Source organism: Cupriavidus sp. F041 (assembly GCF_057814235.1).
This window is the reverse complement of sequence record NZ_JBVASY010000001.1, coordinates 2343481-2368916: the sequence shown is the minus strand read 5'-3', so window position 1 is coordinate 2368916 and position 25436 is coordinate 2343481. Positions and strand designations below refer to the sequence as shown.

General features: G+C 61.6%; 22 protein-coding genes, 1 pseudogene and 1 riboswitch. Of the genes and pseudogenes, 10 read left to right on the top strand and 13 right to left on the bottom strand.

Annotation, left to right across the window (positions count from 1 at the left end; all coding sequences use genetic code 11):
• Positions 1–268 precede the first annotated feature (268 nt).
• From ACZY0R_RS10835 to ACZY0R_RS10825, 3 genes are all read left to right on the top strand, one after another.
• A protein-coding gene (locus ACZY0R_RS10835; protein WP_488859636.1) for an IS3 family transposase occupies positions 269–1830 on the top strand; the annotation gives its coding sequence in 2 pieces (ribosomal slippage) (positions 269–707 and positions 707–1830; 1563 coding nt in all).
• 593 nt (positions 1831–2423) lie between these two features.
• A complete protein-coding gene (locus ACZY0R_RS10830; RefSeq protein ID WP_488858352.1) occupies positions 2424–3347 on the top strand; it encodes a lysozyme inhibitor LprI family protein in 924 nt (307 codons plus the stop codon).
• Positions 3348–3722: 375 nt separating this feature from the next.
• On the top strand, positions 3723–4220 hold the full coding sequence (locus ACZY0R_RS10825) for a VOC family protein (RefSeq protein WP_488858351.1): 498 nt from the start codon (positions 3723–3725) through the stop codon (positions 4218–4220).
• Between the two features lie 197 nt (positions 4221–4417).
• Here the strand turns inward: ACZY0R_RS10825 and ACZY0R_RS10820 are convergent, their stop codons facing one another.
• The 8 genes from ACZY0R_RS10820 to ACZY0R_RS10785 form a co-directional block, all read right to left on the bottom strand.
• Positions 4418–7636, bottom strand: coding sequence for a pilus assembly protein (locus ACZY0R_RS10820; protein ID WP_488858350.1), 3219 nt, complete (start codon positions 7634–7636; stop codon positions 4418–4420).
• A gap of 55 nt (positions 7637–7691) precedes the next feature.
• Positions 7692–8237 carry a pilus assembly PilX family protein gene (locus tag ACZY0R_RS10815; protein WP_488858349.1) on the bottom strand — a complete coding sequence of 182 codons (546 nt, stop codon included), beginning with the start codon at positions 8235–8237 and terminating at the stop codon, positions 7692–7694.
• A gap of 3 nt (positions 8238–8240) precedes the next feature.
• On the bottom strand, positions 8241–9230 hold the full coding sequence (locus tag ACZY0R_RS10810; protein ID WP_488859634.1) for a PilW family protein: 990 nt from the start codon (positions 9228–9230) through the stop codon (positions 8241–8243).
• A 38-nt stretch (positions 9231–9268) separates the two neighbouring features.
• Positions 9269–9865 (bottom strand): type IV pilus modification protein PilV, encoded by a 597-nt coding sequence (gene pilV / locus ACZY0R_RS10805; RefSeq protein ID WP_488858348.1) that lies wholly within the window; start codon positions 9863–9865, stop codon positions 9269–9271.
• Entirely contained in the window at positions 9856–10344 is a 489-nt protein-coding gene (locus ACZY0R_RS10800) for a GspH/FimT family pseudopilin (protein WP_488858346.1), read from the bottom strand. The genes pilV and ACZY0R_RS10800 overlap by 10 nt, the downstream gene beginning before the upstream one ends.
• A gap of 3 nt (positions 10345–10347) precedes the next feature.
• Positions 10348–10770, bottom strand: a complete 423-nt coding sequence (locus ACZY0R_RS10795) for a type IV pilin protein (RefSeq protein ID WP_488858344.1) — start codon at positions 10768–10770, stop codon at positions 10348–10350.
• A gap of 408 nt (positions 10771–11178) precedes the next feature.
• The gene (locus tag ACZY0R_RS10790) at positions 11179–12174 is read right to left on the bottom strand and encodes a tripartite tricarboxylate transporter substrate-binding protein (RefSeq protein WP_488858343.1); all 996 of its coding nucleotides are present in this window, start codon (positions 12172–12174) and stop codon (positions 11179–11181) included.
• Between the two features lie 50 nt (positions 12175–12224).
• Positions 12225–13391 (bottom strand): mandelate racemase/muconate lactonizing enzyme family protein, encoded by a 1167-nt coding sequence (locus tag ACZY0R_RS10785; protein WP_488858342.1) that lies wholly within the window; start codon positions 13389–13391, stop codon positions 12225–12227.
• 114 nt (positions 13392–13505) lie between these two features.
• On the opposite strand from ACZY0R_RS10785, the gene ACZY0R_RS10780 reads away from it, so the two are divergent.
• On the top strand, positions 13506–14420 hold the full coding sequence (locus ACZY0R_RS10780; protein ID WP_488858341.1) for a LysR family transcriptional regulator: 915 nt from the start codon (positions 13506–13508) through the stop codon (positions 14418–14420).
• A gap of 288 nt (positions 14421–14708) precedes the next feature.
• Here ACZY0R_RS10780 and ACZY0R_RS10775 read toward each other — a convergent pair whose 3' ends face one another.
• The 4 genes from ACZY0R_RS10775 to nthA form a co-directional block, all read right to left on the bottom strand.
• Complete coding sequence (locus tag ACZY0R_RS10775) at positions 14709–15503, bottom strand: alpha/beta fold hydrolase (RefSeq protein WP_488858340.1); 795 nt, start codon at positions 15501–15503, stop codon at positions 14709–14711.
• Between the two features lie 347 nt (positions 15504–15850).
• The gene (locus ACZY0R_RS10770) at positions 15851–16249 is read right to left on the bottom strand and encodes a nitrile hydratase accessory protein (RefSeq protein WP_441630482.1); all 399 of its coding nucleotides are present in this window, start codon (positions 16247–16249) and stop codon (positions 15851–15853) included.
• A gap of 1 nt (position 16250) precedes the next feature.
• A complete protein-coding gene (nthB, locus tag ACZY0R_RS10765; RefSeq protein ID WP_488858338.1) occupies positions 16251–16907 on the bottom strand; it encodes a nitrile hydratase subunit beta in 657 nt (218 codons plus the stop codon).
• Positions 16904–17521, bottom strand: coding sequence for a nitrile hydratase subunit alpha (gene nthA / locus ACZY0R_RS10760; protein ID WP_488858337.1), 618 nt, complete (start codon positions 17519–17521; stop codon positions 16904–16906). The genes nthB and nthA overlap by 4 nt, the downstream gene beginning before the upstream one ends.
• Positions 17522–17806: 285 nt before the next feature.
• Here nthA and ACZY0R_RS10755 point away from each other — a divergent pair.
• Both ACZY0R_RS10755 and ACZY0R_RS10750 read left to right on the top strand, forming a co-directional pair.
• Positions 17807–18214: pseudogene (locus ACZY0R_RS10755) on the top strand (DUF1254 domain-containing protein); the annotation flags it as partial.
• A 29-nt stretch (positions 18215–18243) separates the two neighbouring features.
• Positions 18244–18771 (top strand): DUF1214 domain-containing protein, encoded by a 528-nt coding sequence (locus ACZY0R_RS10750; RefSeq protein WP_488858336.1) that lies wholly within the window; start codon positions 18244–18246, stop codon positions 18769–18771.
• Between the two features lie 64 nt (positions 18772–18835).
• Here ACZY0R_RS10750 and ACZY0R_RS10745 read toward each other — a convergent pair whose 3' ends face one another.
• The gene (locus tag ACZY0R_RS10745) at positions 18836–19744 is read right to left on the bottom strand and encodes a LysR family transcriptional regulator (RefSeq protein WP_488858335.1); all 909 of its coding nucleotides are present in this window, start codon (positions 19742–19744) and stop codon (positions 18836–18838) included.
• Between the two features lie 125 nt (positions 19745–19869).
• Here ACZY0R_RS10745 and speB point away from each other — a divergent pair, with 125 nt between their 5' ends.
• The 4 genes from speB to ACZY0R_RS10725 all read left to right on the top strand — a co-directional run bounded on the left by speB (position 19870) and on the right by ACZY0R_RS10725 (position 25313).
• Positions 19870–20847 carry an agmatinase gene (speB, locus tag ACZY0R_RS10740; protein ID WP_488858333.1) on the top strand — a complete coding sequence of 326 codons (978 nt, stop codon included), beginning with the start codon at positions 19870–19872 and terminating at the stop codon, positions 20845–20847.
• Between the two features lie 105 nt (positions 20848–20952).
• Complete coding sequence (locus tag ACZY0R_RS10735) at positions 20953–22101, top strand: branched-chain amino acid ABC transporter substrate-binding protein (protein ID WP_488858332.1); 1149 nt, start codon at positions 20953–20955, stop codon at positions 22099–22101.
• A gap of 263 nt (positions 22102–22364) precedes the next feature.
• Positions 22365–23738 (top strand): MFS transporter, encoded by a 1374-nt coding sequence (locus tag ACZY0R_RS10730; RefSeq protein WP_488858331.1) that lies wholly within the window; start codon positions 22365–22367, stop codon positions 23736–23738.
• Between the two features lie 71 nt (positions 23739–23809).
• Positions 23810–23910, top strand: a riboswitch (glycine riboswitch).
• A gap of 149 nt (positions 23911–24059) precedes the next feature.
• Positions 24060–25313 (top strand): D-amino acid dehydrogenase, encoded by a 1254-nt coding sequence (locus tag ACZY0R_RS10725; protein WP_488858330.1) that lies wholly within the window; start codon positions 24060–24062, stop codon positions 25311–25313.
• Positions 25314–25436: the final 123 nt, after the last annotated feature.

Below are 25436 nucleotides of genomic sequence, written 5' to 3'. Positions count from 1 at the left end.
GCGAGGCTGTTCAGTTTGGCCAGAGCCAGCCCCCTTGGATGACCGCTCATGGGCTTACCGGACCTTCCGCAGGCAGAGCCTGGATGCCCGCTCAGGCCGAAGCCGCCATTCGCTCCCTCCCCCGCTGGCCGGCAACCCGACGGCAAGCTGGTCAGCGAGAAGGGAAAGTATGTGACCGCCTGGAAGAAACAGAAAGACGGGACCCCCCCGCGTCAGAATAGATGTCGCCCAGATAGAATCTGAACCTTGGGGGCGATAAGAGATGGAAGTGGCTCGATACGGACAAGTGTTTAAGGACCGTGCAGTAGCGCGGTTGTTGCCGCCGGAGAGTGTGGCGGTGGAAGTGGTTTCAAGGGAACTGGGTGTGGCAGTGGCCACGTTGGAGCGGTGGCGTGCGGATGCGCTGTCCATGCCCGCTCGCGAGCGGGCATGGACAGCGCCTGCCCGGCTGGAGGCTGTAATCGCCACGGCGGCCATGGACGAGACTGCGCGCAGTGCTTGGTGTCGCGAGCACGGTGTGTACCCCCAACAGCTTGAACAGTGGCGCCAAGCCGCCACGCAGGCGCTGGCTGAACCGGAGGAGGTGCGCGCCAGTCCGAAGCAGACCCAGCATGATCGCCGCCGCATCAAGGAGCTCGAACGCGAGTTGCGGCGCAAGGAGAAGGCGTTGGCCGAGACTGCTGCATTGCTGGTACTTTCAAAAAAAGTCGCGGCGATCTTCAACAAGGGCGAGGACGAATGATCGGCCTCGAAGATCGCCAGACTCTGGCCCGCGACATCGAAGTGGCGCACGCTGCTGGGGCAAGGCTGCACGCGGCCTGCGAGACCGCTGGCATCAGCGCGCGCACGCTGCAGCGTTGGACGGACGGCCAAGGTCTCATATCGGGTGACGGCAGGCCCCAGGCGGTGCGGCCAATGCCCGCTCATGCCCTCACCGAGGCTGAGCGCGAGCAGATCCTGCGCGTGGCCAACGAGCCGCGCTTCGCCGATATGCCGCCGGCGCGCATCGTGCCCATGCTGGCCGACGAAGGCGTGTACCTGGCCAGCGAATCGAGCTTTGGCCGCGTGCTGCGCGCGCATGGCCAGAGCCGGCATCGAGGCCGCGCCAAGGCGCCCCGTCAAAGCCGCCCGCCCACCACGCACGTGGCTACCGCACCGCGCCAGCTATGGTGCTGGGACATGACGTACCTGCCTGCCGAGATCACCGGGCGCTGGTTTTATCTGTACCTGATCCTGGACGTGTACCGCAAGATCGTGGGCTTCGAAGTCCACGACCGCGACGACGCCGACCACGCGGCGCATCTGGTCAAGCGCACGGCGCTGGCCGAGGGCATCCACGCCATGGCGGCCAAGCCGGTGCTGCACGGGGACAACGGCGCCACACTCAAGGCCACCACGGTGCTGGCGATGTTGCACTGGTTGGGTGTCAAGCCCTCGTATTCGCGTCCACGCGTGAGCGACGATAACGCCTTTGTGGAGAGCCTGTTTCGCACGGCCAAGTACCGGCCGGAGTTCCCGTCCAGCGGCTTCGCCGATCTGAGCAAGGCGCGCGCCTGGGCGGCGCACTTCGTGCACTGGTACAACCACGAGCATCGGCACAGCGGCATCCGCTACGTGAGCCCGGCACAGCGCCACGCCGGGCACGACGATAGGATTCTCGCCGCTCGTCATGTGCTCTATGCCGAGGCCCGCGAGCGCAACCCACGTCGCTGGTCACGCCACACGCGAAACTGGACGCCAATCGGCACGGTCACGCTCAACCCGGAGCGCGAGATTGCCGTGCCCAGCGGTATCAAGCCAGGCGCCAAAAAACAGCGTTTGGCTGCATGAATGAGGCGACATCTGCCTTGACGCGCGCCGGGACCTGGAAGGCCATCCACGACATGTGGAACTCGGATGCAAGGCGGGGATGCGGCGTCATCTCCCAGCTTGCCGGCTCAGTTACGCACACGCACGTGCGGCACGACTGGCCGCTTTGGAGGACGAGGCGCTGCGACCGGCGTTGGCCCGGCCGAAGACAGTCGTGCTATCCGCAGCCTGTCAACAGCCTCCCCTCGGCCTGATCAGCCATCCAATGCTCTGGCACGCCGCCGCCCGCCGGTCATTTGCCTCGTCTGCGGAGGCACCGCTCGACCGAGGCATCGCCATTAGTCTCGAAAAACCAGCTTCATTTACCCAGTCCTCGATCTCCGAGGGTGCGCCAGATCGAACGATCGGTGGCCTCCGCCGCCGCCGTCTTGTCTTGGAGTATCTCCATCACCGAAGCCCTCGCGCCTGGCCGTCCAGCGCCTGATATCGTCGTCCATCAACATGCTCATATGTAATTCCTTTCAAGGGTACCCCCCCGAGCACATTTTCACTGGGTCATTACACCGTTCATCACAGATTCGAGGCTATGCTTTTCACATTCCGAGGAGGAGTGTATGCGCAGCAATGAGCACCCAAAAGCCAAGAACGCGGCGGCGCAAAGCTTGATCCAACGGTTGCTTTCCGGGCTTTGTTTCACTGTGCTTATGTTTCCCGGTGTGGCGCCAGGGATGGACTTCAGGATCTATTACCAACCACAGATTAAGATGAAAATGGTTATCGGGGAGGGGAGGATTCAGGAAGGCGATGCAAAGAAATTTCTGGCGTCCGCAAAAATGGCTGACCGTGATGACGAAGGACTCGTTACCCTTGTTTTAAATAGTCCGGGAGGAAATGTTGAGGCCGCTTTCCGAGTCGTCGATGCTATGGATAGAGTACGCGTCTATACAACAGTTCCAAATAATGCCAGGTGCGCGTCCGCTTGCGCTTCAGTCTTGTTCGCTTCAGGGGAACGCCGAAGTGTTGTTGGTACGGGGCTGCTCGGTTTTCACAGTTGCTACAGGCGCGATGGGCGAACTTACACCGGGGACTCGCTTTGCAACGAAATAATCGCGGCAAACGCAATGCAAAGGGGCGTCAGCCACGCAGGCATCAATCGTTTCGTTAAGCAATATGGTGCGCGAGACATGGCGTGGGTCGGGCGCGACGTCGCTTGTAAGTCGCTGCAAGGGCTTTGCAAGCCTGGGCAACTGGAAACTAAATACGAGACGAAGGATGCGTTGATGCGTAGTTTTGATTGCAGCAAGCTCATATCTGTTCAAGCGCAGCTTATTTGCGGGGATGCGGAACTTACCCGTGTCGATAAAACACTGGCAGAAATCTATGATCAAAAGATAAAAACATCGGTTAACAAGGCACGGTTACGAGAGGATCAACGAGCATGGCTTCGCAATTCTCGCAACGCGTGTGGCGATAAAGTTTGTCTACTGCGAAGTTATCATCTCCGCATCGATGAACTAAAGCGCATGCGGTCGCAATGACGTGTTGATTGACGTTGGCCATGCTCAACCGCCATAGCGTGAGCGTCACCCGGCGCCGCAGCAAAACCGTGTTCCTCGGGGGCGCGCGACACGAAGTGATCCAAACCGCCCACCGCGCCTTCGCACGACAGAAATTCACACACGGAGGTCCGCTATCTGCGCGTAGTCGTCGCCTGAATGCCCCAGGGAAGGCGCGCGCAAGCGGCTGTGGACGCCCGGAAAGAGAACTCCGTCAGCCGCTCGCCAGCCGGCTCTTGTCGCAACCCTCAGCGGTCATTTGGGACATCAGATGTGAGGCAAGGTCCCGCGAAGTGGACGATTGGCGTTATCTTGACGGTGGCGAATGCCGGTGCTCAACTCCTCAGGAGACACGAAATGACCAGCAAGAACACGATCTGTTTGTGGTACGAAGGCGGCGCCGTTGACGCCGCGAACTTCTATGCCGAAACATTCCCCGACAGCTCTGTCGGCGCCGTCCTCCGCGCACCGGGCGACTATCCCGACGGCAGGCAGGGCGATGTCCTGACGGTTGAGTTCACCGTCGTTCGCATCCCCTGCCTCGGGCTGAACGGCGGCCCGCATTTCAAGCACAACGAGGCCTTCTCTTTTCAGATCGCGACGGACGACCAGGCCGAAACCGACCGTTTGTGGAACGCGATCGTCGGCAATGGTGGCCAGGAAAGCGCATGCGGCTGGTGCAAGGACCGATGGGGATTGTCATGGCAGATCACCCCGCGCGCCCTCATCGCGGCGATATCCGACCCCGATCGCGCGGCGGCCAAGCGCGCATTCGACGCGATGATGACCATGAAAAAGATCGACATCGCCGCGATAGAGGCGGCACGGCTGGGCCGAAACCTATCCTCAAGTTGATGGAGCGGGTCCCGGACGTTCTCTCCTGATCCGATCCGAGGGGATGGCTGACCGAACGGTTCGGGTTGGGAGTGGACGTTCGTCGTTGCCCCGCGAGCGTCCGCAAATCAGTGCCATTTCCGCCGTTCGTCGCTGGCGAGGCGGATGGGCTTGCGCCGTTTGCCTCGCCGCTTTCAACCAATGCTTGATGCAGGGTTCTAGTGCTTATCGCTCTCCGGAAACCAGTAGATGCGTTTGCGCTTGCCAACGCCCGCGATCTTGATCTTCTGAGCACCCAGTGCCGAAGTAGCGTCGCCTCCTCCGGCACCGGTCTGGTTGCCACCACCGAGCAAAACCGGCACAACGGTAGCGGTCGCGCCGCTGCCAATCGATACCATGCCGAATACCGGGGAAGGCGGAAAGCCGCCTCCATCCAGGATGATCGAACGTTGCGGGTTTTGGCCTGATGCCGTAAGGAAGCTGAAGGAATAACTCCGGGCGATGCCAAGATTGGGGTAGCACATGCCCGCCTGGGGCACTGCCGGCGTATTTGTGCCGATGATGGTATTTCCGGCGACGGTGAGCGGCGCATTCACTGCCTTCTCGCCGGGATTGGTGAGCGTAATGTAGAAGCCCGAACCAGTGCCGTCGTATTTGGCCGTGGTGCTGGTGTTGTTGACGAGAAGAGCCTCTGTGATGGGTGTCCAGGTGGCCGGCATGCCGAGTATGTTGGTGTCCTTCAACATGTAGAGGCGATTGACCACGTTGTAGGCGGTCCCCTGCGTGGTCGAGGCCGAGTACAGAGGATGCTCGCGGTCACCCGTACCGGCCGTAATGGCATCGAAGGTAGCAGTGGAAATGACGTCGGGTGCATAGAAGAACTTGCGCGCGTCATTTGTGTTAGCTCCACCGCCGAGTGCGGCGAGCTTGTTAAGCGTCCAGTTGGCAGGCGCATTGCCCGCGGTGGTTTCAAAGTCGGCTCTCCAGATATTGCCGCCGACGTCGCCAACGTACAGGCGTTCGATATAACCGTCGCCATTGCGGTCAAGCCCCGTGACATCCGACGGGATGGCCCGGGTCAGGCCGGCAACCGCCAGGCATGTGCCGCTCATACCGCTACAGTCGGGCAGCGCGCTCCACACAACGGCGCCGCTGACGGCATCGAATGCCACGATGCCGCGCCCCATGCTATTGACTCCCGGCGACGGATCGCTATCCTCGGCCGAGTCATAGCCCGCGCCCATCACCACCAACGGGTTGGCGTAGCCGCGCACGCGCATGATGCGCGGCTGGGACCAAGTCTGGCCGAGTTCAGGGATATCAGCGTTGGAGCGTTTCCACAGGAAGCGCGGATTGACGGGATCGGTCACATCGATTGCATAGATCAGCCGCCCGCCGCGGCGTGCCGTCAGGTAAATGACCACGCGAGGATTCGCCGCGTCGCGCAAGTCCTGCATCACGGTGGTACTTCCGTCGAAGAAGTAATCCCGCGGCGCCGGAGCTGGGGTGATACCGCCAGGCGTGGTCGAGAGCTTCACCTCCGGAGAGTTGGTGTAGAGGCGGCTGAGCTTGCCAAGGAACTCCGGTGCGATGAAGCCCCATAGCTCGCCGCCCGGCCTCACACCGCCGATGCCCTGCGTCTGGTTACCGTTGATCGCGTGGTACACGCCATCGTTGGTGCCATAGAACACCACGACTCCCTTGCTGCCGCCATAGTTGACGACAGCCGGCCGGGAATGCAGTACGTCTGCGTGGATCGAACTGCGCACGGTCACCGGCGCGCCGGGACCTGGCTCCGCTTCGGTGCCGGCCAGGTTATCCGAAGCGGCGACGTCCTGGCCGCGTACCCAGGCGATAAGCTTGGGCAATTCGGTGGCGGTGATGGTGGCCGCGCCGCTGGTCCCCGAGTTGATGACGGCAAGGCCGCCGGTCGAACTCGTGTCCTTCAGCCATGTGTTGGAACTATCGAATGACGGCATCGCCGCGCTAGTTGGGCAACTACCCGCGCCGTTGCAGGTTATCAGTTGCCGGCCGGTCTGGCTGGTCAGCAACTGTGCGCGCAGCATCTCGCCCGCACCACCCTTCTCCACAACCTCCCCATCGGGGGAATCAAGGCCCCATCCGACACTCGACGGGCTGTTCTTCCAGTATCCCGTGGCCGGCCAGCTACTGACCGCGCTGGCCCCATAGCCGGTCGCGCCAAAGGAAAGCGGCGGCTCCGTCGTCCAGAAACTGACAGCGTTCGGAGAAATGAAGCCCGTCGCCGCGTTGCTGATGGCAGCGTTGCCCTTGGCATCCTGCAGCACGATGTTGCCGCTGGCGTCATAGCCGATCTGATACTGCTTGAGATTGCCTTGCCACCGCGGTGCCGCGGTGGCATCCGGGCGGAACATACCCACATAGACCTGGTTGAGGAACTGACCCTGGGCATTGACGGACGCCGGAAGGCTGACCGAGGCAAACACGCTGTTGATGGCCTGCACCTCGTTGAAGATTTGCAGCAAGGCCGACGTCAGTCCATTGACGTCACCGAGCTGTACCACATATGTCTTGCCGCCGCCATTGGTCGCCATGCTGCTCGCGAGCTGGACATAGTCAGGATTTTTGCTATCGGTCACCGCGATCGTGTAGGTCACGATGTTCTGACGGTTGGCCATGTTGCCCTGGACGTCGGTCTGGTACATGAAGCGAGCCCATTCGTCGCCCCAGTTGCTCTGGTATTTGTTGTCGGGTGCGGGAATGACAATCTGCTGTTGCTGAGTTGCAGTCGCGCCTGCGGCGGCCAGGGCATTGATGACATTCTGGCCTGTGTCTTGCGGCTTGCCGTTGTTCACGGCGTTGGCGATATAGATGACAAAATTGCGCTGACAGGGGTTGTCGATCGGTGAGGTGTACTTGGTGCCGGACAAGCCAGTCTGGCCGGCATAGTAGGCCCACGATTCCTGCATACCGCCACCAACCTGCGAGTTGTTCGAGTTGTCGGCCTGACGGTCGATTGTTTTCACATAGCTAAGGAAGCTGTCGACCCCGCTGTTGTCCATCAGCGGCAACTTGTAGGGTGCCGCTGACGGGAACCTGAACCGGCCGCCGACGTTGTCCCCGGCGCCGAACATCATCACGCCGAGATTGAGGTTGCCCAGCAGTGTGGGGCTGGTCTTGATCGACGACACCGCGTTGTAGAGCGCGCACTGCTCGGCACCAACATCCTTGCCTGCGTTATTGCTGGAGACAACCCCCGATGTGGAGCAGGTGAAGCTGGCCGACGCATCCCAGGTCGATGCATTGTCGAACAGGATCAGCACATTGGGCTTGCCGGACTGGGGCTGCAAGCCAGTGTACAGATCGATGTCCTCCGCCATTGCCGGATGCAAGGCGGAAAGCGCGAGTAACGTGGCGATGGCAATGCGCGAGGCAGCGCGTTCAGCGAATTGACGCATTGTGAGTCCTGAGTTCGGAGGTAAGGCAATCGGAAACTGAGTCGTGACCGCAAACTTACGGGCATGCCGTGCCGACCGGCACGCGTATTGAGATGCCCTGGTGCAAGGTGATGTTGGTCGCAGTGGCGGCGCTATCGCTGACGCTGGCCTTTACGTCCCATTGCGTGGCATTGCACAGTGAATTTCCGCCGCCGCCTCCGGATGCCGTCAAGATGCCGGTGTCCTGGTTACCATTTCCAATGAAACAGGAGACGTCGTCGGTATTGGACGTATCCAGGTCCGTATTCAATATCGGTTTGCTGGTCTGGCACACCGGCGCCGCGACCTGCGCCGTATAGTCAGCGCTACCGTCGCCGTTCACATCGACCGGGACGCTAGCCGCAGCTGCCGCAGGGTTGGCGGTGAAGTCCTTGCTAATGACTTGCTCGATGCCTTGCTGCGCGGCATTCTGCGCCTCCACCCCGTGCTGCTGATTAGCGGCGACCTTCACATTGACGACACTGGAGCCGACCAGCGATATCGTCATCAGCAGGAAGATCACCAGGAAAATTAGCGTAACAATCAGGGTGGCGCCGGACTGCCGGCGCTGTGCGATTAGCATGACTTACTCCCGGCGGCCCGCCACATTGGCCAGCCTTGCCACGCGGGCGTAGACATGACGTTTGTAGCCGTCGTTGAACGGGCCACTGACAGTGGCCCGTCCGAGATTATAGGTGCGGCTGTCTGTCCAGCCGAGTGAGGTCCGCTGCGTGCGGGCAAGGACGCTAATGCTGACAGAAGTGACGTTCCGCCAGTTGGTGAGGGCAGTCGTCCAGTCGTATGCGGGTACCGAGGTGCAAATGGCGCTGTTGTTCACACCGGGGTCGCTGACGTAGCAGTCTGCGGAGCCGTTGTTGTCGAGATCCACACCGTAGGACAAGTGCATATCCTGAATGCCTTGCGCCACCGAGTTGACCTGGAAGGCACCGCCGGACAACTCCGCCATCTTCAGCGTCGGCACGCCGTCGCCAGCGCCGGAACACACATCGCAAGCTGCAAGATAAAAAATGCGGACTACAGCCGGGCGCAACTCCGCGGTAACGGCCGGGTCGCATGCCTTGGTGCGCATGGTGAAGGCCGGAGCGCTGGCGCCAAACACGAACGATGTGGCGTCGGTGGAACAGTACGATACCTGCATATAGGACTGCCCGACGGTCGCCGCCGCCACCGGCGTCGTCGACACACGCCTTATCACAAGTATTTCCGATGCCGGAGCCAGGTTCGGCAGGCATGGGGCCACCGTACCCGGAGCGTAGCCCTGAAGGCCGAGAGGCATCGTCGCCGGTGAGTTGACGAAACCCAGTGCGTTCGGCGCTGTAGCGCACAGTGCGGGGCTTGCCACGGTTGCGCCGCTGGCTACGCTGGTGGCACCGAAAAAGCCGGCAAGCTCGATTTCACGACCTACCGTGTCTACCACATAACGCCCGTTTTCCACCTGCTCTGCACTATTGGAAAACTCTGAGCGCGACCGCGTGGTGGAAAAATACAGACTCCCCAGGGCAGTCAAGAGCAGTAGCCCAAGCGTCATCCCGACCATCAACTCGACCAGGGACATGCCGCCCTGCCAGTGGCGCTTCGCAATGCGCTGCCGATTCACGAGAGAACTCCAATGCGTACCTGAATGCTTACCGCGCGGCGATAGCTGTCATTGCCGAATTGTCCGCTGCCGCATGGCAGCGCCGGCGCGGTCGTCTTTGCGAGGCCCTGCCAGGCTACCGTGATACGGTAGATCTGGTTTGTGGCATCGAGGGCTTCGATACAACCGAGCGCACCAATCATGGCGCCTACCGTCGTTCCGCCATTGTTCTCCGCACTGCCAAGCAATGTTGCCCCCCAGGCTGCCAGGTCGGCATTCGCGATGGATTGCTGCGCGGCGGTACCGACGGTGCAAGCTGGAGCGGGAACCGTAGTGCTGCCCGCCGTGGTAATGGTGGCGCCACTGGCATAGCAGGCTGCGGCCTGACGGTTAGCGTTGAGCCGGGCGGCCATGTCCTGCAGCAATGTCAGCGCCTGCACACGCTGATAGGCTTCCATTTCCGATTGGCCGGAGCGGGCAATCAGACCCGCGGTGCCCAGCAGCGCCACCAGCAGGATCACGACCGATATCAAGACCTCGATCAGCGTGGCGCCACGCTGCGCGGACTGGCGCAAGCGATTGCGCGCATGGGAGGGGCGCGAGTTCACGTACATGCTCCGGATACCAGTGCGACGCGGCCGGTTCCGCTCACCTGTACGCAGATCGTCGTGGTCGCCTGAGGTGATACCGACGGCGCCACCTGGAACGTCAGGCTGCCGGCAGTGGGCCTGCCGTCGTTACCGACCGCCAGGGAGTTGCCCGCGCTGGCAGTGATCGAAATACCATCATATGGACCGAAACTGCGCACCTTTTCGGTGCCAGCGGTTACGGCCCACCCCCCGGCCCAAGCGCCGGAGGCGGCCATGGTGACACTGCTGTTGCGCTTGACGGCCTCGCTACGCGCCAATGTCAGCGCGGCGGAAAGATCCAGCGAGGCATTGCGTGCGCGTTGTGTCGCGATCAGGCTTGAGAACGACGGGGCCGCAGCAAACGCGATGATGGAAAGCACTGTCAGCGTTACCAGCAATTCTATTAGCGTGAATCCGCGTTCCGCTGCGGCGCCGGATATATTCGATGCATGAGTATTTTGCATTGGCTACTTCCAGCAATTCGAACCCGTGCCGGAGACGTTCTTGTCCCCAGTATTCGACAGCGTCAACGTTCCACATGCCGCGTCGTTCGTGGCCTGGGTACCCTGCGGCGTCGCCGTCAGGACATATCCCAGTGGCGGACCTGCGACCGCAGTGACGGTAATCTGGTAATTGGGGGAAACTGTGCCGGGAGGACTCGCATAGCCGAGTGCGGCCAGACTGGTGGCATAGACCCGGTTGTCCACCAGGAAGCGCTCCTGCATGCTGGCGACTTCCAGCAGGAACGACTCCGCCGCTGCGCGATTGGAGCGCACTACGAATTGGATATAGGAGGGATAGGCAATGGCTGCGAGGATGCCGATGATTGCCACGGCGATCATTAACTCGATGAGCGTAAAGCCGCCCCCGAGCCGAGCGTGTCGACCCAAGCCACCGCACCGCGTGGCTACCCCCAACTCCCGAAATAGCCAATGTTTTCGGCTATATCGCACCGCCGGGCTTCTGTGGCCCATGCTCGCGCTCCTTTTCTTTTTTTTTCCCCGGATGACCCAGTTCCGGAAACACTACGCGGCGAGTGTAGTCGCGAATCCACTCACGGTCAAAGGGCCCTCGCTTGATTGGTTCGGCGACCGTTGCACAGGATCCACTCTGCAGGGCGCCGCTTGCCCTTGCGTGCCCTAAATCACCTTGCATCTTTGGCGACTTTCGAGGGACGAAAAGCATCATGCGCCTAACGAATCACAATTTATGAGTCGCGGGATTTTTACTGCCCCGGATCGATTGCGATATTGTTACCCACCACCACGTTAAGAGGCCTGTACGACATTGAGGTTTTCTCACTCCGGCTGAATGCCCGCATCCTTGATGATCTTCGACCAGCGATTGACCTCGCTGTCGAAGAACTTCTTGTGCCCGGACGGGGATAGCCGCGCGTCGCTGATCACTGTGATGCCTAGCCCCTCCTCCCGCTTGATGAGGGCCGGATCCTTCAGCGCAGTGCGCAGAGCTGCGTTAATTTTGTTCAGCACCGCGGGCGGCGTTCCGTGTGGAGCATAGAGGCCGTGCCACACCGTGAAATTGAAACCCGGCAAGCCACTTTCGCTGAGTATCGGGATGTTTGCCAAGGCAGGTACCGTGGAGCGCTGCAGACTACTTACGCCGTAAGCCTTGACTTTCTTTGCCTCGATCTGCGGCGTGCTGCTGGTCGCTTGCTCGCACATCAGGTCGACCTGTCCGCCCATCAGGTCGGACATAGCCGGCGCTGTGCCCTTATATGGCACAAATGTCATGTTGCTCTTCAGGGCATTCTGCAGCATAAGGCCACACAAATGCGACGCCGATCCAACGCCGGCATTGGCGAGGTTGAGCTTGCCCCCACTGTCCGCAATGGTTTTGCGAAGCTCGGCAAGCGTGTTCGGGGCCAGCCCGGGTTTGCCGATGAGCGTTGAGGGCGCTTCGTTGATCAGGCCCAGGAACTCCAGATCCGCCGTCTTGTAGCCCAGTTTCTTGTACAAGGACGGCGCGGTCGCCAGCCCGATGTGGTGCACCAGAAGGGTGTAGCCGTCGGGGTTGGCGCGCGCCACGCGTGCGGTGCCTATGGTTCCGCCCGCGCCAGCTGTGTTCTCCACCAACACCGGTTGGCCCAATGACTTGCGCAAGGCTTCCGCGACATCGCGCGCAATCTTGTCGCTGGGACCACCGGCTACGAATGGTACGACTAGTGTGACGGGCTTCTCCGGATACTCCGCGAGCGCGGACGTAGGGGCGGCAATAGCGCCGCAGACTAGTATCAATACTGCACCGCAGGCAACCGCGCGCTGTTTTAGCATCATTGTCTCCTCTTGTATGGCCGTATGGCCGTATGGCCGTTGCAACTATGCGCTCAAGACGACAGCTCCTGCATGACGCTATAGAGGTCGGACTTGCCTTCGAAGCCGATACCAGGCAGATCGGGCATCGTGACGTAACCCTTGTCGACCTTGACCCCATCGGGGAAGCCACCGAAAGGCTGGAACAGATCCGGGTAGCTCTCGTTGCCGCCCAGGCCAAGGCCGGCGGCTATATTCAGCGACATCTGGTGACCGCCATGCGGAATGCAACGGCTCGCCGACCAGCCGTGTTCCTTGAGCATGTCGAGGGTCCGCAGGTATTCGACCAAGCCGTAGCTCAGCGCGCAGTCGAACTGCAACCAGTCGCGGTCGGGGCGCATGCCGCCATAGCGAATCAGGTTGCGGGCATCCTGCATCGAGAACAGGTCCTCGCCGGTGGCCATCGGATTGGCGTAGTAATTGCGCAGCGTCGCCTGCAACTCGAAATCCAGAGGGTCGCCCGGTTCCTCGTACCAGAACAGGTCGTACTGTGACAGCGCCTTGGCATATTGAACGGCAGTGTCCAGGTCGAAGCGGCCGTTGGCATCCACCGCGAGCTTTTGACCATCCTGAAGCACGCTCAGGATCGAGTCGATTCGCCGCAGGTCCTCGTCAAGCGTCGCGCCGCCAATCTTCTTCTTGACCACGGTATAGCCGCGGTCGATGTAGCTGCGCATTTCGTCCTTGAGCTTGTTGTGGTCCTGGCCGGGGTAGTAGTAGCCGCCCGCGGCGTAGACGAACACCTTGCGATCGGGCGTACCGTTGCCATAGCGGTCGGCCAGCAATTGAAACAAGGGCTTGCCCTCGATCTTGGCTACCGCGTCCCAGACGGCCATGTCGATGGTGCCGATGGCGACCGAGCGTTCGCCGTGCCCGCCCGGCTTCTCATTGGTGAACATGGTGTCCCAGATCTTGTGCGGATCGAAGTTGTTGCCGCTTGCGTCAAGCAGGGATTCGGTTGCCGCCTCCAGCACGCGCGGGATGAAGCGCTCGCGCATCAGCTTCCCCTGGCCATAGCGGCCGTTGGAGTTGAAGCCGTAGCCCACCACCGGCTTGCCGTCGCGGATGACGTCGGTGATGACGGCGACCAGACTGAGGGTCATCTTGCTGAAGTCGATGTAAGCGTTACGAATCGGCGAGCTGATCGGCAACGTTTTTTCGCGAATGTCGACGATTTTCATGATGTGTCTCCTAAGGCATCCGGTTCGGCGGATGCATAAGCTATGTGAGCCACTAGCATAGGTGCGGGAAGGTGTCTTAAAATTCACCACAAGTCATTTGATTATTCACTTTGAGTGAAGACCAATCTCGCTTCCGAACTGGAGTTCTTCGTGCTTATCGCCCGCCATGGCAATCTTTCGGCTGCCGCGCGGGCGCTTGACCTGACGCCGCCGGCGGCCACCAAGCGGCTTGCCCAGATGGAAGACCGGCTGGGTGTACGGCTAGTCAACCGCACAACCCGCAGCATCAGCCTGACAAATGAAGGCGAGACCTACCTCCTCCATGCGACGCGGATACTTGCCCAGGTCCGAGAGATGGAAGATGAGGTGTCGAGCAGCGGTGCCATGCCGCGCGGGATACTCCGCGTGAATGCAACCCTTGGCTTCGGCCGCACGACCATTGCACCGCTCGTCTCCGAGTTCGCCAGGCGTTATCCCCTTGTCACAGTGCAACTGGACGTCACCGACAGGCCAATCGACCTCGTCGAGAGTAGCTTTGATCTGGCCATTCGTTTCGGCTCGCTGCCTGACAAACGGCTCAACGCGCGACGCATCATGTCGAACCGACGGTATCTGTGCGCCTCACCGGTCTATCTCGATAGATATGGCACCCCGGCTAGCCTTGCCGATCTCGCCGACCATCGCTGCATCATCCATCGGCAGAATGATGATGCATACGGTATCTGGCGGTTTACGCACCATGAGCAAACCGAGATCGTCAAAGTTGATGGGGTGCTGTCGAGCAACGATGGCGATATCGTCCTCGGCTGGGCTCTCGATGGCCACGGCATCCTTATCCGTTCGGAGTGGGATCTGGCGAAGTATCTCGAGAGTGGCAGGCTGAGGGTTGTGCTGCCGGACTTTGTCCTCCCGTCGGCGGACCTGTTTGTCTACTACTCGAATCGGCGCAATCAAACGGCGCGTGCCAGAGCGTTCATTGATTTTTTGGTCGATCAATTCCACGAGTCAAATGCTCCAAGTGCGGCATAGCCCAGATGTTTTCTGACTTCTGCGCCAGGATTCCGCAGCGCTGTGCGTAGCATGGGCAATGCACAGCGAATGTCTGCTATGGGCGGAGCGCCCGCACGAAGGGACAATCGCGGATGGCGCTATCGCTGGGGCGTGTAATCCGCAACCCTTCTCGGTCATTCGCGCCCCCATCTGCGGACGACCGAAGTCCGGCCGAACCGGCCGGTCGCAGGTCGCGGCCGGATTACGGCCAGCTCGCACCGGCACTCTAACGGGAGGCGCCCGCCTTCCGTCAGAGTGCCGAGCTGATCATCGTTCGTGCCTGGCGATGAAGGCCTCAACAATGTCGTGCAGTAGTTCAGGCTTCTCCAGGAAGATGAAATGACCACCGTCCAGGATGGCAAACTCGGCTCCCGGAATCCGCTCTGCAAGCTCCGCGGAGAAGTACGGCGGGGCGCAGAAGTCGCGCTCGCCCACCAGCACCAGCGTCGGCGTCGCTATCGACGGAAGATCATCGAAGGCGTCGTGCCCCACGATCATGTCGATCCGGGCAAAGCTGATCTCCCGTTCGAATGTGCCGGCCGCTGTAGCGTTCACCCACGCCTGCACCTGCGCCGGGTGCTCGCGCATGAATCTCGGATCGAAGAGGAATAGTGCGTTGGCCTCGGTGCACGCGCGCAAGCCGGAATCGGTCAACATGCGTCGCCGCATGTCGAACTGACGACGGTAGAACGCGTCTGCGCGTGCAATTGAAGAGACAATTGTCGCGCTGCGTAATAGTTCGCGGTGATGGATCGCCAGCAATTGCGCGATGGCGCCGCCGGTCGAGGAACCGACCGCGTGGACCGGCCCGCACCCGACCGCCTCGATGACCCGCGCCATGTCCAGCGCGTGTTGTGTAATCGTCATGGCGCATGCGGTGTGCTCGGACGCGCCGGTGCCGCGGTGATCGGGTACGATCACTTGGTGGTGCTCGGCGAAAAGATCGATCTGTGGGCCCCAAGATGCGCCCACTCCCGCAAGCCCCGCCAGAAGAAGCACGGGCGAACCTTGGCCCTTGACCTCGTAGTGGATCGAAACACCGTCGGACGTTACGTTTGGCACTTTGCTTCTCCGGTTCAGAGCGACGCGAAAGAGAAGTCGAACGCGTCGAAGATCGCGCCGTTGAGATTAATATTAGCGCCGCCATGCGTGCCGGACGAGCGCTGGAGCCGGGGCGGGCAACCCCCCTCCACCTTCGATCGGACAGTAGCGGAAGCGGGCCGCCCGACTCAGGATTCGCGTCACGTTTGACCGGCGACCGGCCATCCGGGCCCTGCACCATGAGCGGCCGAAACTGGCTGGCGCGAGACCCTTGTCGGCCACCCTCCCGGATGGCTGTAGTCGACCCCAAACTGTAGATCGACAATACGGATCCACTGCCGGAGAGCCGGCGCTCAATGGACATCGACTCACAAATCCCCGTTTTCCGGAAAATCGCCAAGCGAGAGTTCAACAGGCTTGCCGTGAGGCGTGCGACGCGCCGCGTAGTGCCAGGCTTTGCGATAGCGCGCCTGCGTCTCTAGGCTCGCGACGCCCTTGCTTGCCACCAGGCGCTCGAGCGTGGCGAGCCAGTGCAGGTAGTAGGTCTCGCCTGTATCCGGATCGCCGGCAAGCTGTGCGCGCCTGATCTCTTCTGCCAGCGCTGCAGCCCATTCACGCCAGGTGTAGAGGCCCCGCTGGTGCAAGACCAATGCCAGAGAAAAAACCTGCGCCTCCCACGGTTCGCGGAACACCGGGCCTTCGTTGTCACGGGGAACGCCCGGTAGGGCCTCGGCGGCATCACGCACTGCGACTGGATCGACCTTCATTTCATGCTGGTTCGAGGTAGGGCTCGAATGCCTCGATCGAGACGGTGAGCGTGGCGTCGGTCTCCGCTCCCCAGAGCTCGCGGCCTTCGAAGACGACGGTGTAGAGCCACTGTGGGTCTTCTCCCGCACCGGCCACGACGGAGTCCGGAAAGACGTGGCAACCCCGGATTGCCTCGATTGTTCCTTCACGGCCGCGCACGTACCGCGGCAAGCGCGTGTGCGTGGGCGGGTTGATGTTCTTCGTGCGCACTCGCTCGCCCGGTTTGAACCTGGCCGGCCACTTGGGCGGGCGACAGAAAGTGCCTCGGGTGAATGCGTGCCCGATGTCGTTCGTCGTCATGACCCGTTCGAGGGGCTTGCCCGGATGCAGGGCATGCCCTGCGGCGATTTCATCGGCGCCGATCAGTCCTCGCTCGACCGCGTTGCGCTCGATTCCCAATGCCCATCTTTCGTAGTAGGACACGGACAAGTAGACCGCGGCAGGCAGCCGCTCCTGCGCGTCGCGAGACATGTCGATGTTCCAGGCGCGCGTGAAACGCATGGCCCGCTGCATGGCCAGTACCCGCTCCTCCCACTGTGCGTGGAACGGAGGTTCGTCAGCCTCGGGATGCACTTTGCCGAAGCCGTGCATGCCGCCCATGTCGTGAATGCCGTTCATGGCGATATCTCCTCGGGGCGCAGGGGCAGGCCGGTGCCTATCATGCAGTCACGAGTGATGAGCCGCATCAGGCGCTCCTCGGGCCAGCCTTCGGTGCCGGCGGGGCGGGGTGGTACCACGAGGAAGCGGGTCTCCGCGGTCGAGTCCCAGACACGGATCTGCGTGTCTTCCGGCAGTATGACACCGAAGTCGGCCAGCACGCCGCGCGGATCTGACACAGCCCGCGAGCGATAGGCGGCCGACTTGTACCAGACCGGAGGCAGCCCGAGCACGTCCCATGGGTAGCACGAGCACAGCGTGCAGACGACCATGTTGTGATGCCCGGGCGTGTTCTCCACCGCGATCAGATGGTCGCCCACTTGGCTGACGACGCCGAGCGCGGCGATCGCTCTTGTCGCATCCGCCAGCAGCACGGCCTTGAACTCTGGATCGAGCCAGGCCCGGGCGATCACTCGAGCTCCGATGTGAGGGCCAATCTTGGTCTGGTATCGCTCGACGATAAGGTCGAGGACAGCAGGGTCGACGTAGCCCTTCTCGGTCAGAATCGTCTCGAGCGCGCGCACCCGCAGTTGGATCGGCGACAGCTCGGAGTGGTCATGCGCGTCGGCGCTCATGGATGTACCCGCATCAGGCTAACTGTTTTTTGTAGTGTAGACCCGCTGGTTTGGGATCGTGAACCTTGAACTTCCATCTCCGGCTATAGAAAGCTGGAAATATCACGAGCGCGCGCAAGCGTGCAGCGGATGGGGTGACCGACCCGCAAACGAAAAGACTTAAATCGCCCGCGAAAAATCTTAGTTCTCCCCGCCTCCGTCCGCGGCCATAGTGGGAGGCCCGCGTCTTCGCTGCGGATATGCCACAAAGCAACTCAAAAGAACCGGAACGGAAGAACAAACACCATGCGCGCTCCCAATTGGATTTTTACCTCAATCGCAGCAGGCTTCATAAGCCTGGGCATGACGGCCTGCAGTTCGCCTGGCAAGAGCGCTGCCGCGAACAGCACGACGGCGAGCGTATCAGCCCCCTCCGGTGACCAGATCGTTGCGGCATGGACCTACTTGTACGGGCGCTATCTGGTGCTGCAGCAGGAGAACTACGATATCAACGTCGAGAAGGTTGGCTACAACAAGATTAAGTACAACCCCCTCGGCTCCGCCGCATTTGTGAATCCAAACATGGATGTAGCCTATCTGGAGGCCTGGCTCGCCGCGGACAAGGATCATGCCGTCATCCTGAACGTGCCACAGGTCAAGGGGCGCTATTACACGGCCGAATTACTCGACGGATGGGGCGAAGTCATTGCCAATATCAACGAGCACAGGCGGACAGCGAGATCGTGGATCCGCTCTTCCAGTTCCGCAACTACAGCCTGCAACTGCCCGATCACTGGAGCACCATCAGCAATGGCGCAGGCTTCGGTACGGACTATTTCAGCCGCATCGCGGCGGCCAAGTCCAATATCTTCGTCAATAAGCAGAACGAGACCAAGTACTTCTATCAGGATCTCGATGCCGCCGGCGGTCGCCTGAACGGTGCCAACAAGTACACCGTTACCTTCGCCAAAGGTGCCGAGCCACCGGTAAAGGGCTTCTGGTCGCTCACCCTCTACAATCAGCATCATTTCTTCTCCGAGAATGCACTGAAGCGCTACTCCATCGGTACGAAGAACAAGAACCTGAAGTACAACGCCGACGGCTCTCTGACGCTCTATGTCCAGGCTGATTCGCCGGGCGCCGACAAGCAGAGCAACTGGTTGCCGGCACCGAAAAGCGAGGATTTTTCGTTGTACGTGCGGGCCTATTGGCCGGAGGCGGCCGCGCTGAACGGCAAATGGACGCCGCCGCCAGCTGTGAAATCGAACTGAGGGGACCCTCCCGCCAGCGTACAGAGTACAGAGCCGGGCTTGGCTATCGATGCGAGCCCAGACGTTACCCGTTACCTCCTTTCTTTGCCGCCTCTGCAAGGTGATCGATCAGCGCCAGCACGGTCCGCGTTTCGCGCGCGCCCCGCCGCGTGATGATCTTGAAATCGAGATGCGTGCTGTAGCGCTCTGGCGCGAGACGGCGCAACAGGCCGGGCGCCACCCATGCATCCGCATAGTGCGGCGGCAGAAAGCCAATGTAGTTCCCGGACAGGATGAGCATAGCGCGCCCTTCCACGTTGTCCACCATCGCTGCAGCCTCCTGCATGCCGAGCAGGTCAAGCTCCTGCCGCCCGAGGTAGCCGCGCGTCGCCAGGTTCGCACCGGCAACCTGCTCCGCCAGGCCCTTCTGACCGATATGGGAAAAGAGCGGATGCGGCGATGCGCAGTAAAGTCCTTGCTCCTCCCGATAGAGCAGGCGGTAGTCCAAGCCGGCTACCGGGTCCGGAAACGGCCCGACCGCCAGGTGGAGGCTGCCATCCAGCACCCGCTGTTCGAGGCGGTTGGGCGAGTCGATCTCGATATGTAACTGCACTTTCGGCGCGGCCTGGCCGAAGCTGCGGATCGCCGCCAGTTGAGGCGCCCCGCGGTCGGTCAGCGTGGCCTCGATCAGCCCCAGGCGAAGCACGCCGTGGAGTTCCTTGCGGATGGTCCCGGCTTCCATCTGGAAGGTATCCACCGCCGCGAGCAGCCGTTGTGCCGCGGCGTGCATTTGCTGCCCCTCCTCCGTCAGGCGAAACCCGCTGCGCCCGCGCTCGCACAAGCGCACGCCCAGTCGTGCCTCGAGTTGCGTCATGTGCTCGCTGATGCTGGACGCGCCAATCCCCAGCAGCGATTGCGCCGCGGCAAATCCGCCACATCCCACGATGGTTTCGAAGATTCTCAGTAGCTTGAGGTCCACATCCCGGAGTTTCACGCTTCGGCCTTTACTTCGGATTTATCCGAAATGAAGTTCTTAACATTCTGATTGTACCGGACCATTCCGTTGTCCAGAATGGACTCGTCCCTACCGCATCAACGAAGAAAGGATTGGTGAACACAATGTCTGAAAATCAATATGAGAAGGGCCGGCTCGACCTCCCGTTCGTCGGCATCTGCACGTTCGGCAAATCGCCGCTCTGCCTCGACTGGGACGCCATCGACGCCGACGTGGCCGTCATCGGCGCGCCGTTCGACTGCGGCACCCAGTGGCGTGCCGGCGCGCGCTTTGGGCCGCGCTCGATCCGCGAGGCATCCACGCTGTTCTCTTTTGGCCACAGCGGCGCCTATGACTTCGAGGACGATGTCGTGTATATGCCGGCCAACGAGGTCAGGATGGTCGACATTGGCGACGCCGATATGGTGCACACCAATACCGAGAAGTGCCATGCCAACATCGAATACGGGGTGCGCAAGATCCTGAAGGCCGGCGCGCTGCCCGTGGTGCTGGGCGGCGATCATTCGATCAATATCCCGTGCATCGCGGCCTTCGAAGGCCAGGAGCCGTTCCACGTGGTCCATATCGACGCCCATCTGGACTTTGTCGACGAGCGGCATGGCGTGCGTCACGGTCACGGCAACCCCTTGCGCCGCGCCGCGGAGAAGAGCGTGGTCAGCGGCATGACCCAGATCGGCATCCGCAATGTGTCCTCTACCGCACGCGAGGGATATGCCCAGGCGCGCGAGATGGGGTCGGACATCATCTCGGTGCGCCAGCTTCGCAAGCTCGGTATCCAGGGTGTGCTGGACCGCATCCCGAAGGGCGTACGCTATTACCTGACTATCGACATCGACGGGTTCGACGTCTCCATCGCGCCGGGCACGGGTACCCCGAGCCATGGCGGGCTGACTTACTACGAGGGTCTTGAATTGTTCGCTGGCCTGGCCGAGCAGGGCGACGTGGTGGGTATTGACCTGGTAGAAGTCGCTCCCGACTACGACCATACGGGATCCACCGCCATCCTCGCCGCGCAGCTTTTGCTTAACACGATCGGCCGGGTGATGCATCAGCGCAAGGTCAAGCGCGCCGCTGCGCGCTGAGCGCGAAACGGGCCGCGCCATCATCAAGCATGCCGTCGTCGTTACATGGCCACGCAGCGCGCTGTTCACCGGCGTCGCGCGAAATGGCAAAAATGGGGAGCCGCAATGTTTCGTCAATCTCGTTTCTGGACTGGCCTGGCCGCCGGCGTGCTGGCGTGCCAGTTGCCGTCCTTCGTCATGGCTGCGGAGCAGCAGGTCGTCAAGGTCGGCCTGACCGGCCCACTGTCCGGCCCGCAAGCCGCAATTGGCAAGGACAATGAAAACGGCCTGCGCATGGCCATCGATCAACTGAATGCACAAGGCGTTGTCGTCAACGGCAAAGCCGTGCGCTTTAGCCTGGTCTCCGAGGACGACGCGGCAGATCCGCGCACCGGCATGTCGGTTGCCCAGCGCCTGGTGGACGGGGAAGTGAAGGTGGTGTTCGGGCCGTTCAATTCGGGCGTCGCCATCCCGATCTCCCGCTTGCTGGACCAGGCCGGGATAGTGATGGCGACGGTGGCTTCGAACCCCGCAATCACCCAGTCCGGGTACACCTATATCTTCCGGATCTCGGCCAATGACAGCCAGCTTGGCAAGCGCATGGGCGAGTTTGCTTCAGCCAAACTGCGCGCCAGGCGTTTCGCGGTCATCGACGACCGGACAGCCTATGGCCAGGGCGTGGCGGACGAGTTCGTCAAGGCGGCCAGGGCGGAAGGCATCGAGATCGTTGCGCGCGAATTCACCTCGGACAAGGCCGTGGACTTCGTCCCGATCCTGACCCGGATACGCGGCATGAAGGTGGACGGCATCTTCTATGGTGGCTACTACTCGCAGGCCGGACCGCTGCGCAGCCAGATGAAACGGCTCGCCATGACCAACGCCTATCTGCTCGGTGGCGATGCGATGTGCAATATCGAACTGGCCAGGCTGGGGGGCGATGCCGTGGACGAGCATGTGTACTGCCCGCAGGGTGGCCCCGTGCTCGAGAACACCGGCCCGGGGCGTCAATTCAAGACCGACTACAGGAAGCGCTACAACACAGATCCGCTCACCTACAGCGCCTCCCTCTATGACGGCCTCAGGCTGGTAGCCCAGGCGATGAAGGCAGCCAACTCGGTCGAGCCGGCGCAATACCGTGCCGCGCTGGCGGGCATCGATATGCAGGGAGTGGCCGGCCGATATCGCTTCGACCCCAGCCGTGACCTGCGGGATTCGCCGATCACCATCTACACCTACCGCAACGGCGCCCAGGTGCCACTGCCGCAGGACAGGTAGCGCCAGTTGGCTAGCCTGCCTCGTTGGCAGGCACGACATAGCCGCCTCGGGATTCTTTTTTTGTCGAAGGATCGGCGATCCGCCGTACCGCTGCGCCTTCTTGCCCTGCATAAGGAGTTCAACACCCCTGTATTACTCACAGAGCAGACCCACAAAACACACCACAAGACACATCACAAGACTGGTTTCCCCGTTGCACGCGGCAAAGGCCCATGCCCGGACAGACGTAGCGCGACCAGGACAAAAAAATTCGGAGACAGCGTATGAGCAACACAAAATCCTTGCGCGGCATGGAGCCGTTACCAAGCGGCAGGCACCGCCCGGGACACCCAGCGAGCCAGGCCCGCAGCGGCCCTGTGGATGCCGACACCAGGCAGGTACTGCGCCGCGCTACCGCGGCGGGCTTTATCGGCACCTTCATCGAATGGTTCGACTACGCCGCCTACGGCTTTCTTGCAACGGTCATCGCGGTAGTGTTCTTTCCCAAGAGCGACCCGACCACCAGCCTGATGGCTACCTATGCCGTATTCGCGCTGTCCTTCGTCGTGCGTCCGATCGGAGGGGTGATCTGGGGGCATTTCGGCGACAAGTTCGGCCGGCGCAATACGCTGTCGCTGTCGATCATGATCATGTCCTGCTCTACCTTCCTGATCGCCTTCCTGCCGACTTATGGGCAGGTGGGCCTGTGGGCGCCGGTACTGCTGCTTGTCATCCGGCTCGTCCAGGGTTTCTCGGCTTCTGGCGAATACGCCGGCGCCTCGGCGTTTCTTGCCGAATATGCCCCAAACCGCAAGCGCGGGCTCTACACCAGTGTCATTCCCGCCGCTGAAGCCGCCGGCCTGCTCTTCGCATCGCTGTTCGTCGCCGGGCTGCATACGGTGCTGACCTCCGGGCAGTTGCTCGAATGGGGCTGGCGCGTGCCGTTCCTGCTGGCCGCCCCCTTTGGGCTGGTTGGCCGTTACATCCGTCTTCAACTAGAGGACACGCCGAAGTTCGTCGCGATGGAGCAAGCCAATCACGCACCGCAGGCGCCGCTGCGCGAGCTGCTCACCTCGCATCGCCGCACCATGCTGGTCGGCTTCGGCGTGACCTGCCTTAACGCCGTCGGCTTTTACCTGTTGCTCAGCTATATGCCTGTGTACCTGTCAAAGGAACTCGGCATGAGCGACTCGGTTTCCTTCCTGGTGTCTACCGTATCGCTGGCCAGCTATGTGCTGATGATTTTCGTGATGGGCTTGCTTTCCGACCGGTTCGGGCGGAAGACGATGCTGGTTTCCGCCTGTATCCTGTTTGCGCTCTTCACGGTGCCGCTGTTCCATTCATTGTCGAGCGCCGGCATTGTCGGCATCTTGCTGATCCAGGTGGCGCTGGGCGCCTTTCTCACCATCAACGACGGCACGCTGCCGTGCTTCCTGTCGGAGAGTTTCCCGACCCGTGTGCGATATAGCGGATTTGCACTCTGTTTTAACAGCGCGAACGCCCTGTTCGGCGGCACCGCCCCCCTGGTTGCGACCTGGCTGATCAGCGCCACGGGCAATAAGCTCGCGCCAGCCTGGTACCTGGTCGGGGCCGCGGTGGTGTCGCTGATTGCCATCCTGGCCAGCCGCACGCCCTCGGGCGGTGCGTTACCGGACTGAGCAAGCAAGCCAAGGGATCGCAGCTTGAAGCATAAGCGGAGATCCCGGGCAGCGCGGACGCAAGCCGGCTGCAAGACGACGCAGGAGAGACCGGCGGTGGCTGCGTGCCATCACCGGCGCCGACGGAGCAACCACCCCGGAAACTCTCAGGCAAAAGGACTGTGGCGTCGATTTAAAAATCTGGAGAGTGGCGTTCCAAGGAATGCCCACCGAAGGGGACGGCACCGGTCACCGGCCGATGCCAAAGCTCTCAGGTACCGGGACAGATGGGGTAGGAAGCCGAGGATTCGGCCATCGCTTTGCCTGACAGAGGACCCTGCCATGTCTCAGATCATTGTCATCGGCGCCGGCATTACCGGCGTCACCACCGCCTACACACTGTCGAAACTCGGTTACGAGGTGACCGTCGCCGACCGCCATCTCTATCCCGCCATGGAGACGTCGTTCGCCAACGGCGGCCAGCTCTCCGCCTGCAACGCGGAAGTCTGGAACAGCGCGGGAACGATTCTCAAAGGCCTGAAGTGGATGCTGAAACGCAACGCGCCGCTGCTGGTGAACCCGAAGCCGTCGTGGCACAAATACTCGTGGATGGGCGAGTTTGCATCGAACATCGCGCATTATCGGGAGAACACCATCGAAACGGCGAAGCTGGCCATTGCCGCCCGCCAGCATCTCTTTGCCATGGCCGAGCAGGAGAATATCCAGTTCGACCTGGAGCGCCGCGGCATCCTGCACTTCTATCACGACAAGGCCGCTTTCGAGGCCGCGGGCAGGACGAACGCGCTACTCGTGGCAGGCGGACTGGAACGCTTTGCAGTGTCACCGCAGGAGATCAGGGCAATCGAGCCAACGTTGCAAGGCGATTACTTCGGCGGATTCTTCACGCCATCCGATTCGACCGGAGATATCCATAAGTTCACGCGCGGCCTGGCGCTCGCTTGCGAGCGGCGCGGCGTGCGCTTCCTGCAAGGCACGGACGTGCGAACTATCGACTTATCCGCCAGCGGCGTGCGTATCGGCCTGCAGGCGGTGGACGGCGCGGCGTCGCCATCGGCAAACGCGAGCGCAGCGTTCGATATCGCCGGCGATGCGCTGGTGGTTTGTGCCGGCGTGGGCAGCCGGCATATTGCCGGCATGCTGGGTGACAGGATCAATGTCTATCCGGTCAAGGGCTACTCCATCACGGTGCATCTGGACGATGCCGACAGCGTGGCGAACGCACCGTGGGTCAGCCTGCTCGACGAAAGCGCAAAGATCGTGACGAGCCGGCTCGGCAAGGACAGGTTCCGCGTGGCAGGCACCGCGGAATTCAATGGCCAAAATCGCGACATCCGAGCCGATCGCATCGAGCCTCTCGTGTCATGGACGCGGCGCAATTTCCGCATCGATACCTCCCGCGTAGTGCCGTGGGCGGGACTTCGCCCGATGATGCCGGACATGATGCCGCGCGTGGCAAAGGGGCGGGCGCCACGGGTGTTCTACAACACGGGCCACGGCCATCTTGGATGGACGTTGTCTGCTGCAACGGCGGCGGCGATCGGCACGACCATCTTCGAGAGCTATCCCGTTGGGTAGGAGGCCGGTACTGCAAGACAAGTGACGCGCGCGTTCGTAGGCCCTCTGAATATCGCGCAGACCTGGCGCGCGGGATCGGGAACGCCCTGAGTAGGGTCGCGCCAAGGCAGGTATCCCGCCCTG